The organism is Pseudomonas sp. BIC9C, from assembly GCF_034541995.1.
GTDB classification, from domain to species: domain Bacteria; phylum Pseudomonadota; class Gammaproteobacteria; order Pseudomonadales; family Pseudomonadaceae; genus Aquipseudomonas; species Aquipseudomonas fluorescens_CC.
The window spans coordinates 35366-49073 of the sequence record NZ_JAWDGM010000009.1; the positions used below are offsets into that span (position 1 = coordinate 35366).

Annotated in this window: 15 protein-coding genes and 1 pseudogene; 10 read left to right on the forward strand and 6 right to left on the reverse strand. The window is 61.0% G+C overall.

All coding sequences use genetic code 11. The features are described from left to right. From RS887_RS29260 to RS887_RS29295, 8 genes and pseudogenes are all read left to right on the forward strand, one after another. Positions 1-546 carry a PilN domain-containing protein gene (locus RS887_RS29260; protein ID WP_322618129.1) on the forward strand — a complete coding sequence of 182 codons (546 nt, stop codon included), beginning with the start codon at positions 1-3 and terminating at the stop codon, positions 544-546. Continuing rightward, the gene (locus tag RS887_RS29265) at positions 533-1081 is read left to right on the forward strand and encodes a hypothetical protein (protein ID WP_008023604.1); all 549 of its coding nucleotides are present in this window, start codon (positions 533-535) and stop codon (positions 1079-1081) included. Before RS887_RS29260 ends, RS887_RS29265 begins: the two co-directional genes overlap by 14 nt. Further along, positions 1081-1599 (forward strand): hypothetical protein, encoded by a 519-nt coding sequence (locus RS887_RS29270; protein ID WP_322618130.1) that lies wholly within the window; start codon positions 1081-1083, stop codon positions 1597-1599. The genes RS887_RS29265 and RS887_RS29270 overlap by 1 nt, the downstream gene beginning before the upstream one ends. Then, positions 1596-3433: pseudogene (locus tag RS887_RS29275) on the forward strand (secretin N-terminal domain-containing protein). The gene RS887_RS29270 and the pseudogene RS887_RS29275 overlap by 4 nt, the downstream one beginning before the upstream one ends. A gap of 2 nt (positions 3434-3435) precedes the next feature. Further along, positions 3436-3909, forward strand: coding sequence for a type II secretion system protein (locus RS887_RS29280; protein WP_111285223.1), 474 nt, complete (start codon positions 3436-3438; stop codon positions 3907-3909). Positions 3910-3913: 4 nt separating this feature from the next. After that, complete coding sequence (locus tag RS887_RS29285; RefSeq protein ID WP_111285221.1) at positions 3914-4288, forward strand: type II secretion system protein; 375 nt, start codon at positions 3914-3916, stop codon at positions 4286-4288. Then, a complete protein-coding gene (locus RS887_RS29290; protein WP_322618131.1) occupies positions 4263-4802 on the forward strand; it encodes a type II secretion system protein in 540 nt (179 codons plus the stop codon). The genes RS887_RS29285 and RS887_RS29290 overlap by 26 nt, the downstream gene beginning before the upstream one ends. Before the next feature lie 479 nt (positions 4803-5281). After that, positions 5282-5533: a hypothetical protein gene (locus RS887_RS29295; protein ID WP_322618132.1), complete on the forward strand. Its 252-nt coding sequence runs from the start codon at positions 5282-5284 to the stop codon at positions 5531-5533. 358 nt (positions 5534-5891) lie between these two features. Here the strand turns inward: RS887_RS29295 and RS887_RS29300 are convergent, their stop codons facing one another. Both RS887_RS29300 and ppnN read right to left on the reverse strand, forming a co-directional pair. After that, positions 5892-6332, reverse strand: coding sequence for an NUDIX hydrolase (locus tag RS887_RS29300; RefSeq protein WP_322618133.1), 441 nt, complete (start codon positions 6330-6332; stop codon positions 5892-5894). A gap of 88 nt (positions 6333-6420) precedes the next feature. After that, positions 6421-7794, reverse strand: coding sequence for a nucleotide 5'-monophosphate nucleosidase PpnN (gene ppnN, locus RS887_RS29305; protein ID WP_111285213.1), 1374 nt, complete (start codon positions 7792-7794; stop codon positions 6421-6423). 233 nt (positions 7795-8027) lie between these two features. Between ppnN and RS887_RS29310 the strand changes: the two genes are divergently transcribed. Next, a complete protein-coding gene (locus RS887_RS29310; RefSeq protein ID WP_322618134.1) occupies positions 8028-8555 on the forward strand; it encodes a DUF3087 family protein in 528 nt (175 codons plus the stop codon). A gap of 84 nt (positions 8556-8639) precedes the next feature. Continuing rightward, positions 8640-10184: a sensor domain-containing diguanylate cyclase gene (locus RS887_RS29315; RefSeq protein WP_322618135.1), complete on the forward strand. Its 1545-nt coding sequence runs from the start codon at positions 8640-8642 to the stop codon at positions 10182-10184. 10 nt (positions 10185-10194) lie between these two features. Here RS887_RS29315 and RS887_RS29320 read toward each other — a convergent pair whose 3' ends face one another. The 4 genes from RS887_RS29320 to RS887_RS29335 form a co-directional block, all read right to left on the reverse strand. Then, on the reverse strand, positions 10195-11112 hold the full coding sequence (locus RS887_RS29320) for a LysR family transcriptional regulator (protein WP_322618136.1): 918 nt from the start codon (positions 11110-11112) through the stop codon (positions 10195-10197). Positions 11113-11142: 30 nt separating this feature from the next. After that, positions 11143-11505, reverse strand: coding sequence for a DUF2784 domain-containing protein (locus RS887_RS29325; RefSeq protein ID WP_322618137.1), 363 nt, complete (start codon positions 11503-11505; stop codon positions 11143-11145). A 60-nt stretch (positions 11506-11565) separates the two neighbouring features. After that, positions 11566-12441, reverse strand: a complete 876-nt coding sequence (gene dapA / locus RS887_RS29330; protein ID WP_322618138.1) for a 4-hydroxy-tetrahydrodipicolinate synthase — start codon at positions 12439-12441, stop codon at positions 11566-11568. Positions 12442-12726: 285 nt separating this feature from the next. After that, positions 12727-13662 carry a sensor domain-containing diguanylate cyclase gene (locus RS887_RS29335; protein WP_322618139.1) on the reverse strand — a complete coding sequence of 312 codons (936 nt, stop codon included), beginning with the start codon at positions 13660-13662 and terminating at the stop codon, positions 12727-12729. Between the last annotated feature and the right edge of the window lie 46 nt (positions 13663-13708).

Below are 13708 nucleotides of genomic sequence, written 5' to 3' on the forward strand. Positions count from 1 at the left end.
ATGCGCCCCCTGATGCTCGACTTTCAGCCGCGCCGCTGGTCCGGTCCTCTGGGTTGGAGCCTGCTGGCCGGTGGCGTAGTGCTGACACTGACTTGCCTGCTGGCGCAACAGCACCTGAGCAACGAGGCCGAACAACAGCAAGGCCACCTGCAAACCACACAGCGGGTGCTTACCGGTGACAACGGCAGCAAGGTCAGCCTGACCCCGGCGGAAACACGCGAGCAGGCACAGAACCTGGCTGAAATGCGCAAGGTCTCGCAGCAGCTGCGCCGTCCTTGGGAACGCCTGTTCGCCACCCTTGAAGCCATGCCGCGGGACAACATTGCCCTGCTGAGCCTGACCCCCGATGCCCGCAAAGGCCAGGTGCGGATCAGCGCCGAGGCGCTGGACCTGGACGCCATGCTCGATTTCCACCGCCGCCTCGAAGCCAGCGACGAACTGTCCGATGTGTCGCTGCTGAACCACGAAATTGTCGCCAACGTGCCGGAACACCCGGTGCAGTTCAACCTGTCGGCTACCTGGGAGATCGGCGATGCAAATCCATAAATTGATCGTCCACGAATACCTGCAAGGCCTGGGCGTTCCGGGGCTGGCAGGGCTGGGCATGCTGGTGCTGGCGCTGAGCTATGGCCTGGTCGGGTTGCTGCCGGACTGGGAGTCGCTGCAAAGCCTCAACCAGCAGACCCGCGAAGCCACCGAGTACCTGGCCAAGGTCGAAGACGGCACCGTGGCTGCACCGGTTGTGCCGCAGCGGCAGCTCGACGACTTTCGCAGCAAGTTACCGTCCCAGCCTCAGGCCACGGTGGCCATCGACAAGATCTACGCCCTGGCCGCCCAGGAGCGCATCACCCTGTCCCGGGGTGAATACTCCCTGGGCGTGGACCCCAAGACGCACTTGGCCCGTTATCAGATTCTGCTGCCGGTACGTGGCAGCTATCCGCAACTGCGGCGTTTCCTGCATGCCTTGCTTGGCCAGTTGCCGGCGGTGGTGCTGGAGGATGTGGAGTTCCAGCGCAAGAACATCGCCGATACCGACCTGACCGGGCGGATCCGCATGACCCTTTACCTGTCGAGGTCATGATGAATACCAAACGAGTGGTGGGTTGGGTGGCGTTCTTCGGTGTAGCGGCAGCGCTCGCCTGGTTCCCCGAATACTTCAAACAGGCTGACGACAGCGACCCTGCGGTGGCCACCGTGGCCACGCCAACCAAAGGCAAGACCCCTGGCGCATCGACGGCTGCATCGAGCGCCATTGCGGTGACGCCGATCAAGGACCTGAGCCCGGCCGGCGACCTGTTCGCCGCCCGCAGCTGGAAAGCGGCCCCGGCCCCCGGCACCGTCACTGAACAACCGGTAATCGTTAATCCGGTGGTGCAAACCCCCACTGCACCGCCGTTGCCCTTCCAGTTTGTCGGCAGGCTGGATGACCGTTCCGATCTGCAGGTGTTTTTGCAGAACGGCGAAAAAATTTACGTCGTGCGCAAAGGGGATGTCATCGACGAAACCTGGCGGATCGAGCGGATTTCCGATGAGGAACTGAGCCTGGTCTACCTGCCTCTGCATTTAGCTCAGACTTTGTCTGTGGGGAGTACGGAATGAACAAATCCCGTTTGCTGATGAGCCTGTGTCTGTGCGCAGGGCTGGCCGCATGCAGCTCGGCGCAGGTGGCCAAGGACGAAGCTTCCGCCCTGATGGAATCGGGACAGTACGAAGCCGGTCTGGCCCGCATCGAACAGGGATTGCGTGAAAACCCTCGCGATACCGATCTGCACATGGCCCTCAACAACGGTCGGGCCCGCGCCGTGACGGCGCTGCTGACCCAGGCCGACATGGACCGGGCCCAGCGAAATTTCGCCGGGGCCCGCATGACTTACAGCCGGGTCTTGAACATCGAACCGAACAACCGTCGTGCCCAGGATTCCCTGCGCCAGCTGGACTACCTGCGCAGCATGGATGAGAAACTCGAACTGGCCCGTGGCGACCTGCGTCGCGGGGACATCTACGGTGCCGACCGCCAGGTCAAGCAGATTCTCGAACTGGACCCGAAGAATGAAGGTGCCCTGGAGCTGCAAGACAGCATCCGCCTGGTGCAGAGCCGCAACGTGGTGCAGTACCCGCAGCTGCGTACGCGCCTGGACCGGCCGGTGACCCTGGAATTTCGCGATGCCAACCTCAAGACCATTTTCGAAGTGCTGTCCCAGGTCGCCGGCCTGAACTTCATCTTCGACAAGGATCTGCGCCCGGACATGAAGGCCACAATCTTCGTACGCGATGTACGTATCGAAGACGCCGTAGAGCTGCTGCTGCAACAGAATCAGCTGCATCAGAAAGTGGTGAATGAAAACACCTTGCTGATCTACCCGGACTCGCCGCAGAAGCTCAAGGATTATCAGGAGCTGGTGATGCGCACCTTCTACCTGACCAGCATCGATGCCAACACTGCGCTGAACATGATCAAGACCATGCTCAAGACCCGCGATGTGTTCGTTGACGAGCGCCTTAACACCCTGACCATGCGCGATACCGGTGACGCGGTGCGCATGGCGGAAAAACTCCTGCAATCCCAGGACCAGTCCAACCCGGAAGTGGTGCTGGAAGTGGAAGTGATGGAAGTCGCCCGTCAACGCATTCTCGACCTTGGCCTGCAATGGCCCAACACCTTCGGTGTGGTCAACAGCGACGGATCGGCGGTGACCATTCTCGATCAACTCAAGGGCATCGACTCCAGCCGCATCACTATCTCGCCATCGCCACAGGCCAAGATCAATGCCCAGGACAAGGACATCAACACCCTGGCCAGCCCGGTCATTCGGGTCAGCAACCGCGAACAGGCGCGCATCCACATCGGTCAGCGTGTGCCGATCATCAGCGCCACCTCGGTGCCTTCGACCCAGGGCCCGGTGATCACCGAAAGCGTGACCTACCTCGACGTCGGTCTCAAGCTCGAAGTGCAACCGATCGTGCACCTGAACAACGAAGTGGCGATCAAGGTCGCGCTGGAAGTCAGTAACGCCACGCCGCTGACGCCGACCGCTCAGGGCACCATTCCAGTCCAGGTCGATACTGCAATGCCCAGACCACCTTGCGTCTGCATGATGGCGAAACCCAGATCCTCGCCGGTCTGGTGCGCAACGACCACGGCGCCAGCGGTAACAAGATCCCTGGCCTTGGCGACATTCCTGGCCTGGGCCGTCTGTTCGGCAGCAACAAGGACGACGTCAGCAAATCCGAACTGGTGCTGTCGATCACTCCGCGGATCGTGCGCAACCTGCCGTACCAGAGCCCGTCGGACATGGAGTTCTCGACCGGTACCGAAACCAGCATGCACATCCAGGCACCGGACCGTTCGATGAGCACGACGGTTCAGGCTGCCCCCGTGAGCAACCCCATGAGCGCACCGATCGCCACCACGGTCACTGTCGGGAAGCCTTGATCATGAACGCCTCGCAACGCGGTTTCAGCCTGATCGAAGTCGTGGTGACACTCGCCCTGGTGGGCTTGCTGGCCAGCATGGCCGCACCGCTGACCGAGACCGTGGTGCGTCGGGGCAAAGAGCAGGAACTGCGGACGGCGCTGTACCAGATCCGCGATGGCATCGATGCCTACAAACGCGCTTTCGATGCCGGCTACATCGAGAAGTCACTCGACAGCAACGGTTATCCGCCGAACCTGAAAGTGCTGGTCGACGGTGTGCGTGACGTGCGCAGCGCCAAGGGGGCCAAGTTCTATTTCCTGCGGCGCATCCCTCGTGACCCGCTGGCCACCGTCAAGCGTGACGACGATGGTGGCTGGGGTCTGCGTTCCTATGACAGTTCGGCTGAGAACCCGCGGGAGGGCCAGGACGTCTTTGACGTTTACTCCAAGGCCCGGGGCAAGGGGCTCAACGGCGTCGCCTATCGAGAGTGGTGAGCATATGCGTCGGCAAAAGGGTTTTACCCTGATTGAACTGATGGTGGTCCTGGCAATCATCGCGACCCTGATGACGATTGCCTTGCCACGCTACTTCACCAGCCTGGAGGCCTCGAAAGAGACCACCCTGCACCAGAGCCTGTCGTCCATGCGCGAGGCGCTGGATCACTATTACGGGGACACCGGGCGTTATCCCGACTCCATCGAACAGCTGGTCGAACTGCGCTACCTGCGTAACCTGCCGCTGGACCCGATTGTCGAGCGCAAGGACGCCTGGGTCGTGGTCGCGCCACCGGATGGCGTGGCGGGCGGGGTGGCCGATATCAAGAGTGGGGCCTCAGGGAGGGCACGTGATGGCAGCCTTTATTCCCAGTGGTAAGCCTTCGGGCCAGGACGGCTTCACCTACCTGGGCGTGCTGTTTCTGATCGTCGTGATGGGCATGGGCCTGGCCAGTGCCGGCGAGTTGTGGGCCACCGCCGCGCGCCGGGATCGCGAAAACCAGTTGCTCTGGGTCGGTACGCAGTATGCCCAGGCGCTGCGCAGCTATTACCGCAGTTCGCCCGGAGTGGCCCAGTACCCGAAAGAACTCGCGGACCTGTTGCAGGACGAGCGTTTCCCGTCGGCCAGGCATCATATCCGGCAGTTGTACCCGGAGCCGATGACAGGTGGCGAATGGGAGCTGATTCGCGGTATCGACGGACGTATCAGCGGTGTGTACTGCCCCTCCACAGAGAAGCCGCTCAAGCAGGTGAATTTTCCCAGCCAGTGGTCGGATTTCAACGGCATGGCCAGCTACAAGGACTGGCAGTTCGTGGCCGAGAATGCCTCCATCGAGGACACCGAGGGGCCGCCGAAAGCACAGTCCACCGGGCCCCAGGCATTGCAGCCATGAATCGTCACTGGTTGGCGGCATTGGTGTACGCCGATCTGCCTTTGCTCTGCTCTTCTGTGGGAGCGGGCTTGCCCGCGAAGGCGGCCTGACTGAGTACATATCCGTTTTTTTGGTAACGGCGACTGGCGGTTTCGCCCTTACGGCGAGTCCCTTTGGCAAACGCCCCAAAGGAACCAAAGGTCTCGCCCCGAACGTCCGGCCCCTCGCCAAGGCTCGGGGTTCCTTCGCTCCGGCATTCATCCGGGGGCATTGCCCTCCGGTTGGCTTCGCTGCACCTACATGCAATGTGTTCGACTGCGTCGAACGGCGCTGCGCGCCCATCCCCGGATGAACACCTCCACTCAGCCTGCCGAGGGGGCGGGTGGATCAAGATCAAGAGCGGCAGGCGAGCTAACGCTCGGCCTGTTGAGTGGTGAAGAGCGTGGGTGTACGCCGCCCTTCCTTTGCTCTGCTCTTCTGTGGGAGCGAGCTTGCTCGCGATGGACGTCAACGATGACGCGGGCTGTCTGAATCCCCGCGGTGTCCTGGCGTTTTTCGCGAGCAAGCTCGCTCTTACAGGGAAACGCGTTCAATTGCGATCAGGCCGGCCAGCAGGCCGCCTTGCTTTTGCTTTTGCTTTTGCTTTTGCTTTTGCTTTTGCTTTGGCTTTGGCTTTGGCTTTGGCTTTGGCTTTGGCTTTGGCTTTGGCTTTGGCTTTGGCTTTTGATCTTCTTGCCCCCTCGAGAGGCTGAGCGCAGGTTCTGCGTAGTGGGCAACCCGGCATGGATGCCGGGTTAGCCGCGTACGGCCATGGATGGCCGATCGCGGCGGGCCCACGGAGCAGGACCGGAGCAAGGGAATGCCGAGCCTTGGCGAGGCACCGAACGAAAGGGGCAAGAGCCCTTGGTTACTTGGGGCTTTTCCAAGTAACCCGCCGTAAGGGCGGAACCATAGGTGGCCGTGACCGCAGAAACGGATATGTACACCGGTAAAAGACACGTCACCCAACACCCCGCCATCACGAGCAGGCTTGCTCGCGAAGGCGGCCTGGCATCTAACGAAAATCTTCAAGCTCCCTCGCCACTGAGGTTGGGGATGTCTGTACGATCTTCAGACGCTTTCCAGCATTTCGATCAACTGCTCCGGCCACACCGTTTCGCGGGTCTCCCGTAGCTCTGCCACCGACCACCATTTATGGTCCGCCATCACCCGAACCTCGTGAGCCGTCCACCCCTCACGGGACAGGCGTTCACTGTCGGTATGAACCACGAAATAGCGCTCAACGGACAACACCGTTTCGCCGCTTGGCAGCATCATTGGAAAACTGCGATCGGCAACGCTCGAACCTATGGTGTCGACGTGCAGGCCCGTTTCTTCAAACAGTTCACGAACCGCCGCAGCCTCAAAGGATTCACCCTGCTCGAGCCCACCACCGGGTGTCGCCCAGTGACTTTGGCCGGCGAGGGCATCATTTGTGTGCTGGAAGTGAAACAACAGAACCTGTTGCGAGGGATTGATCACCAGCAGTCTGGCGGATTTGCGTTGGCGCATTTTTTCTTTCCATAGAGTGCCGCGAACCGCAGCTTTCACTGCGGTTCGCGACGGTAAAGCTCATGTTGGTGTTGTTACACAGATTTTGTTACGCCACCACCCGATAACACGGCACATACGCCGCGCCGCCCGGCAGTTTCATCCGGTGTTGGGCGACGAAGGCCTTGAGCAGCAGGTCCAGCGGCTGCATGATCGCCGCGTCGCCGCGGATCTGGTACGGCCCGTGTTCTTCGATCAGGCGGATGCCCTTGTCCTTGACGTTGCCGGCGACGATGCCGGAAAACGCGCGGCGCAGGTTGGCCGCCAGTTCATGGGATGGCAGGTCGAGGCTGAGTTTCAGGTTGGCCATGTTTTCGTGGGTCGGGTCGAACGGGCGCTGGAAGCCTTCGTCGATTTTCAGCAGCCAGTTGAAGTGGAATGCATCGTTGCGCTCGCGGCGGAACTGCTTGACCGCTTTGAGGCCCAGGGTCATTTGCCGCGCCACTTCGGCCGGGTTATCGATGATGATCTGGTAGTGCTGCTTGGCGGCGTCCCCCAGGGTGGCGCCGACGAACGCGTCCAGTTGTTCCAGGTACGGCGCGGCATGTTTCGGCCCGGTGAGGATGACCGGGAAGGGCAGGCCTTCATTGCCCGGGTGCATCAGGATGCCGAGCAGGTACAGGAACTCTTCGGCCGTCCCGGCGCCACCCGGGAAGATGATGATGCCATGACCGACGCGGACGAAGGCTTCCAGGCGTTTTTCGATGTCCGGCAGGATCACCAGTTCGTTGACGATCGGGTTCGGCGCTTCGGCGGCGATGATTCCGGGTTCGGTCAGGCCCAGGTAGCGGCCGCCGTGGATGCGTTGCTTGGCGTGGGCGATGGTCGCGCCTTTCATCGGGCCTTTCATCACGCCGGGGCCGCAACCGGTGCAGATGTCCAGGCTGCGCAGGCCCAGTTCGTGGCCGACTTTCTTGGTGTATTTGTATTCTTCGGTGTTGATCGAGTGCCCGCCCCAGCACACCACGATCTTCGGCTCGACGCCGGGGCGCAGGGTGCGGGCGTTGCGCAGCAGGTGGAAGACGTAGTCGCTGATGCCCTGGGAGTTGCTCAGGTCGATGCGTTGGCTGTCGAGTTCGTTTTCGGTGTAGACGATGTCACGCAGGGCGCTGAACAGCATTTCCCGGGTGCTGGCGATCATTTCGCCGTCAACGAAGGCATCGGCCGGGGCGTTCAGCAGCTCCAGGCGTACGCCGCGGTCCTGCTGGTGAATGCGGATTTCAAAATCTTTATAGGCTTCAAGAATGGTCTTGGCGTTGTCGACATGGGCGCCGGTATTGAGGATGGCCAGGGCGCACTGGCGGAAGAGGGTGTAGGTGCTGCCGGAACCGGCTTCGCTCAATTGCTGGACTTCCCGTTGCGAGAGCGTTTCCAGGCTGCCTTTGGGGCTGACGGAGGCGTTGATAACTTGGCGTTGGGTCATTCAATGATCCTTAAAACGATGTCATTCACAAAGCAACCACGAATGGCATCCGAATAATGTGTATTCATGAAAGAAGATGGCACGAACTGCACGGTCTCGCCATGTCCCCGCTTGACGATGAAAAGATGAAAAGGAGCCCCAGCATAGCTAAATCCCTCGCAGAGGCGATAATGGCCCGCAGTCTTTTTGCCTCAGACCCCTTTTTACCATTGAAGCTCAGGAAACCCGACGCGATGTTCGAAATCCAGCCGATGAACGCCGATACCTACCGGCAACAGACGCGGCGCAGCACGGTCATCATTGCCCTGATCTTTCTGGCGCTGGCGATGGGCCTGTCTACGGCGGCGGTGGCTCTGTTCGGCACGGCAGGGGGCGACAATCTGCGCTTCAACGTCGGTGGCGTGTTTGTTGCGGTGCTGGCGATGGCGGCGCTGATGCGCAAAGTGTTCTGGCACCAGGAGTGGATGGCGTCGGCGGTCTACGGTTGGCAGCTCAAGCGCAGCCTGATGAGCGTCACCAATGTCATGCATCATGTCACCGCAGCCGTGGAAAAGCATGATCCGGTGGCCATGAAACTGTTGCGTTTCTACCATTTGGGGTTGAACCAGATGCATCAGCTGGACGGCAACTCCAGTGACCACAGCCAGTTGATCCGCGAAATGGATCAGCACAGTGAACGGATGCAGGCGCTGGGCATCGAAACCGGGCAGACGCGGCTGGATCCGGCGTGGCTGGAGGCGGTAAAGCAGGCGTCGCGCTAGCATCATTGCGAGCCTGTATCAGGCATAGTGAACAAAAGCGGCGATCAGGAAGACTCGCCCTGTCACAGACAATCAGGGAGCACCATGGGACATCCGTCGATCAACGATCATATTGAAATGCTCCGGCCAGTGGTGCCCCGGCTCAAGGTCCGCTCGGCGGTGATCCTGCTGGTCGCTGTGTGCCTGTCGATGGTGATTATCGTGATCTGGGAAGCCTGGAGCTCACGCCAGTACCGTCTGCATGACAAGGAAGTGGTGATGTCCAACCTTGCTCAGACCCTGGCTTCGCAAGCGCAGGCAACGATCAAGCAGGCCGACACGCTGCTGTTCACGCTGGTCGATCGTCTGGAGCACGACGGGATGGATCGGTCCCGGCTGCCACTGTTGCTCAATGCCCAGCGCAGCGAGTTGAGCCAGCTCCACGGCCTGTTCGTTTTCGACGAAAAAGGGCGGTGGGTCGCCAATTCCAATGGCGTCGGCCAAACCGGTGTCAATAACGCCGACCGCGAATACTTCATCTTCCATCGCGACAACCCCAGCCGCGGGCCACACATCGGGCCGTCGATCAAGAGCCGTTCGAGCGGTGAATGGATCGTGACGGTTTCACGCCGGCTCAATCATCCCGATGGCAGCTTTGCCGGCGTGGCACTGGCGTCGATTTACCTCAGCCACTTCCTGCAACTCTACGACAGCATCGACATGGGCAGTAACGGCGTGATCAACCTGATCGCCGACAATGCCAGCATTGTCATTCGCAGACCCTTCAAGGAGACGGATATCGGCACCAGCCTTGCCAAAAGCCCGTTGTTCACCCGGTTGTTGCCCAAGGGCGACGCGGGCACGGCCACGATCACTTCGGTCGTCGACGGTGTCGAGCGGGTGACGGGGTACCGCCGGGTCGAGGGCTATCCGCTCATCGTTTTTGCCGCGTTGAACAAGGATGAAGTGCTGGCCAGTTGGCGCCGGGAAACCCTGCTCAGCGTGTGCATCGTCACGCTGTTGCTAAGTGTTCTCGGGGTGCTGGGGTTGCGGCTTATCAAGTTGATGAAGCAGCAGAATCTGGTGCAGGTCGAGTTGCTGGACACCCAGGACAAGCTCCTGGAGGTCAATCGCAACCTCGAAGGCCTGGCCCTCAAGGATGCGCTGACGGGGCTGGCCAACCGGCGTCAGTTCGACGCGTACATCGATGCGGAAATGGGGCATGCCCGGCGCAGCCAGACCGGGTTGGCGCTGCTGATGATTGATGTCGACCATTTCAAACCGTTCAATGACCGCTACGGCCACCTGGCCGGTGATGAGTGTTTGCGCAAGGTCGGTGCGATCATCACGGACAACATCAAGCACCCCGTTGACCTGGCCGCCCGTTATGGTGGCGAAGAGTTTGCCGTGGTGCTGCCCGACACCGACTACGTGGGGGCATTTCTGATGGCGGAGAAAATCCGCCGCGCGGTGCTACAGGCTGAATTTGCCCACAGCGACAGCCCGGAAGGCAGCGTGACGGTCAGTGTTGGCGTGTGTGCCAGCAATGCCGCTTCCCAGGTTCGCCCTGAAGACCTGATTGGTGCGGCAGACAAGGCGCTGTACGTGGCCAAGGCCAGTGGGCGCAACATGAGCGTGATCGCCAACTGAACGTCTGGCGTCAGACAAACCGGTCCGTTCCCTGAACCAGCCGGGTAGCCAGGTTGGGTTTTTCAAGCTGCTCCAGCCACCAGCCCAGGGCGCGACCGTCATGATCGCCACGCCAGCCGGCGTACAGAATGTTCGGTTCGCGCGGGTCGGCCATCGGTTTTTCAATCAGCGTGCCGTTTTTCAACAGCGAGCCAACCCGGTGTCGTGGCAGCCAACCCACCCCCAGCGCATTGCACTGAGCGAGGATTTTCGCGCGCATGGTCGGCACGGCCAGCACCGGTTGCCCCCCGGTGACGCCGTAGGTGCTGCCCTCGGTGGCTCTGGATGAATCGGCCACCACAATCGCCCGATGCTGCGCGACCATGGCCCGGGTAATCGGGCCTTTGGCCTTGGCCAGCGGGTGTTTGGGCGACACCGCAAACACCCATTCCATTTCACCCAGTTGCATCCAGCGCAAGGACGGGATCGCCGGAGGCTCGTTGGTGGCGCCGATGATCAGGTCTGCGCGGCCTTCGCGCAGGGCTTCCCAGACCCCTTTGAGCACTTCCTGGGTGATGCGCAGCGGTACACCGGATTGCAGTGCATCGAATTCGTCGATCACCGGGATCAAGGTTTCGAACTCCAGCAGTTCGTCGGTCACTATCCACAAGCGACTCTCCCAGCCGTTGGCGACTTGCCGGACCCGCTGGGTCAGGCGCGAGACGTCCTGCATCAATCGCGCCGCTTCGTTGACCAGCAACTCACCCGCCGGGGTCAGTTGCAAACGGTAGCGGCGGCGGTCGAACAGCAATGCATCGAAACGCTCCTCCAGTTGCCGCGCCGCATAGGACACGGTCGACGGCGCCTTGCCCAGGTGGGCCGCCGCCCGCGACAGACTGCCGGTTTCGCGGATGGCTTCGAGCAGCGCCAGGTCTTCGGTCGACAACATGTGTTCAGTCCTTGGCGGGTGGTTGAAGAGTCAGGCGGCCCATTGCCGGATCAATCGAAGATAGACCAGCACGTTGATCACCAGCACCACGGCGCCCAATCCCAACTGAATGCCGGGTGTCAGGCCGGCGGGGTAGATGACCGGCCAGAGGTAATGCTCGATGAATCCACCCCCATAGCCGGATTGCCCGGCCCCGTGGCGCAGACGGTTTTCCCAGTCGGTCAGCGGGCAGGGCAAGTGGAGGAACTCCACCGCCATACCCCACAGCGCTGCGGGCGGATGCCACCAGATCAGGTGGCGCCATTTGAGCACCAGCAACCCGCCGAACAACACAAACACAATGAACAACAAGTGAAACAGCATCAGCCCATCGGCTGCGATTCGGTACAGCATATCGGTGCCCCTGAAGGCTGAACGAATCGCTCCATGGTACTCGGACCGGTGGCGGGCGCTCTATCGATTGTCGCGGCCCAATGCGCTGAGCACACCTTTCAAACGCAGGGTCATCGATTCACTGCTGCGTTGCATCGGCGCACGCAGTTCGTCACCGATCAAGCCTTCCAGGGCCAGCGCGGTTTTCACCGGGGCCGGGTTGGGCTCCAGGAACAGGCTGTTGACCAACGGCAGCAAACGGAAAAACGTGGCGCGGCCGTCCGCCAGCCGGTTGTCGCGGATCTGCCGGTACAACTGCACGAACAGTTCGGGATGGACATGCGCCGACGCGGCAATCGCGCCTTTGGCGCCCAGGCACAGGGCATTGAAGATCTGGTTGTCTTCACCGCACAGCACGTCGACATGGCCGCTATCGAGCAGGGCCAGGGTGTTCGAAAAATTGCCGCCGCAATCCTTGATGGCGACGATGCGCTCGTGGGTGACGATGTTGAGCAGGGTCGCCTGTTCGAAGGCCACGCCGGTACGGTAGGGGATGTCGTAGAGGATCAGCGGCACGCTGGAGGCATCGGCAACCGTGCGGAAAAACGCTTCGAGGCCAGCCTGGGAAGGGCGGATGTAATACGGCGCCGGCACCAGCAGGCCAGCCACCGGGCGCTTGAGAATCTCGCTCTGGAACTGCAACAACTCGGTCAGGTTGTTACCCGCCAGGCCCATGACCACCTGTTGCGCTGGCGCCTGTTCCAGCACCGCATCGAGCACCGCCAGTTGCTCATGTTTGCCCATCGCCGCCGGTTCGCCGGTGGTGCCGCAAACGATCAGGCCGTCGACGCCTTTTTCCAGCAGATGGCTGACCAGCCGCCGCAGGCCTACGAAATCGATGGCACCGTTGTGGAACGGTGTGACCAGTGGAACCCAGATACCTTGAAACGCGGACATGCACTTTCTCCTGATGGTTGACCGATGTCGTCACCGTCAGGAGCGTAGAAGGAGAGTAAGCAAGGGGAGGGTGGTCCGTCGCGCTCAATGTCCAGTCAGCTCATCTGACGGGACAGCGCGCCCCGGTCACATGAGCGACTGTTTCTTCGATTTGAGGGTGTGCGCAACGCAACCTTGCGCCTTGGCAATCAAGCCAAAGACGGAAAAGTTGAAGTTGAAGGTTGCGGACATACTTGCTTACACCCTGAGTGAGGCGCCCAGTTTTAAAAGCCGGCGCGCTGTTTGTCAATCACGAAAATCAGCGAACTCGGCGCGCATCCGCCCCTTGTGCTTGGCCTTGTAGAGCAATTGATCGACCTGGTCGACGAATTCCAGCGCCGTGGCATGTTCAGAAGCGGCGGTGGTGCCGACGCCCAGGCTGACGCTCAGCAGGTTCGACACGTTCGAGAATTCATGGGGGATCTGCTGCTGGCGAATCAGGTGCAGGCATTTGTTCGCCACCAGCCTGGCGGACTCGGCATCGCTTTGCGGCAGTAGCCAGACGAACTCTTCGCCGCCGATCCGGGCGATGAAGTCCCGTGGCCGGTTCGCCGCCAGGGACAGGGTTTGCGCGACGCGGCGCAGGCATTCGTCGCCCTTGATGTGGCCGTAATGGTCGTTGTACTGCTTGAAGTAATCGATATCCAGCACGATCACCGACAACGGCGAGCCCGTGCGCTGGGCATTGGTCCACTCGCGTTCCAGCACGGTGTCGAACATGCGCCGGTTGGCGATGCCGGTCAGGCCGTCCTGGAAGGAATACTCTTCGAGTTGCTTTTGCAGGCGGATCAGGTGTTCTTCGGTTTTCTTGCGCTCGCTGATATCGAACATGAAACCCACCAGCGCTTCGACTTCGCCGTCCTTGCGCACCACGTGCACCACATCGCGAATCCACACGTACTCGCCGCTGTCGGTCAGCGCCCGGTAGTCGGCCTCATGATCGAGACCGGCCCGCGATTGCGAGACGCAAAAGTCCATCACGTAGTCGCGGTCATCCGGGTGCATGCGTTCGACCCAGTCGTTGACCGTGGTCCAGCTGTCCTGCTTCCAGCCCAGCAGTTCCTCGATCTGTGGCCCGATGTAGCTGAAAGTCATGGTTTTCCAGTCGATGCGCCAGGGAATGGCTTTGGTCGACTCAAGCAGGGTTTTGTAAACGTCGCTGTCGGTTTCGACTGAACTCATGAAGGGCCTGGCCTCGATGAAAATGCAGCGCCATCATGTTGCTGTC

Bases quoted from the DNA above. Each gene is read 5' to 3' on its own strand.
- RS887_RS29260 (WP_322618129.1), top strand. From the start codon at position 1: ATGCGCCCCCTGATGCTCGACTTTCAGCCGCGCCGCTGGTCCGGTCCT.
- RS887_RS29265 (WP_008023604.1), top strand. From the start codon at position 533: ATGCAAATCCATAAATTGATCGTCCACGAATACCTGCAAGGCCTGGGC.
- RS887_RS29270 (WP_322618130.1), top strand. From the start codon at position 1,081: ATGAATACCAAACGAGTGGTGGGTTGGGTGGCGTTCTTCGGTGTAGCG.
- RS887_RS29280 (WP_111285223.1), top strand. From the start codon at position 3,436: ATGAACGCCTCGCAACGCGGTTTCAGCCTGATCGAAGTCGTGGTGACA.
- RS887_RS29285 (WP_111285221.1), top strand. From the start codon at position 3,914: ATGCGTCGGCAAAAGGGTTTTACCCTGATTGAACTGATGGTGGTCCTG.
- RS887_RS29290 (WP_322618131.1), top strand. From the start codon at position 4,263: ATGGCAGCCTTTATTCCCAGTGGTAAGCCTTCGGGCCAGGACGGCTTC.
- RS887_RS29295 (WP_322618132.1), top strand. From the start codon at position 5,282: ATGGACGTCAACGATGACGCGGGCTGTCTGAATCCCCGCGGTGTCCTG.
- RS887_RS29300 (WP_322618133.1), bottom strand. From the start codon at position 6,332: ATGCGCCAACGCAAATCCGCCAGACTGCTGGTGATCAATCCCTCGCAA.
- ppnN (WP_111285213.1), bottom strand. From the start codon at position 7,794: ATGACCCAACGCCAAGTTATCAACGCCTCCGTCAGCCCCAAAGGCAGC.
- RS887_RS29310 (WP_322618134.1), top strand. From the start codon at position 8,028: ATGTTCGAAATCCAGCCGATGAACGCCGATACCTACCGGCAACAGACG.
- RS887_RS29315 (WP_322618135.1), top strand. From the start codon at position 8,640: ATGGGACATCCGTCGATCAACGATCATATTGAAATGCTCCGGCCAGTG.
- RS887_RS29320 (WP_322618136.1), bottom strand. From the start codon at position 11,112: ATGTTGTCGACCGAAGACCTGGCGCTGCTCGAAGCCATCCGCGAAACC.
- RS887_RS29325 (WP_322618137.1), bottom strand. From the start codon at position 11,505: ATGCTGTACCGAATCGCAGCCGATGGGCTGATGCTGTTTCACTTGTTG.
- dapA (WP_322618138.1), bottom strand. From the start codon at position 12,441: ATGTCCGCGTTTCAAGGTATCTGGGTTCCACTGGTCACACCGTTCCAC.
- RS887_RS29335 (WP_322618139.1), bottom strand. From the start codon at position 13,662: ATGAGTTCAGTCGAAACCGACAGCGACGTTTACAAAACCCTGCTTGAG.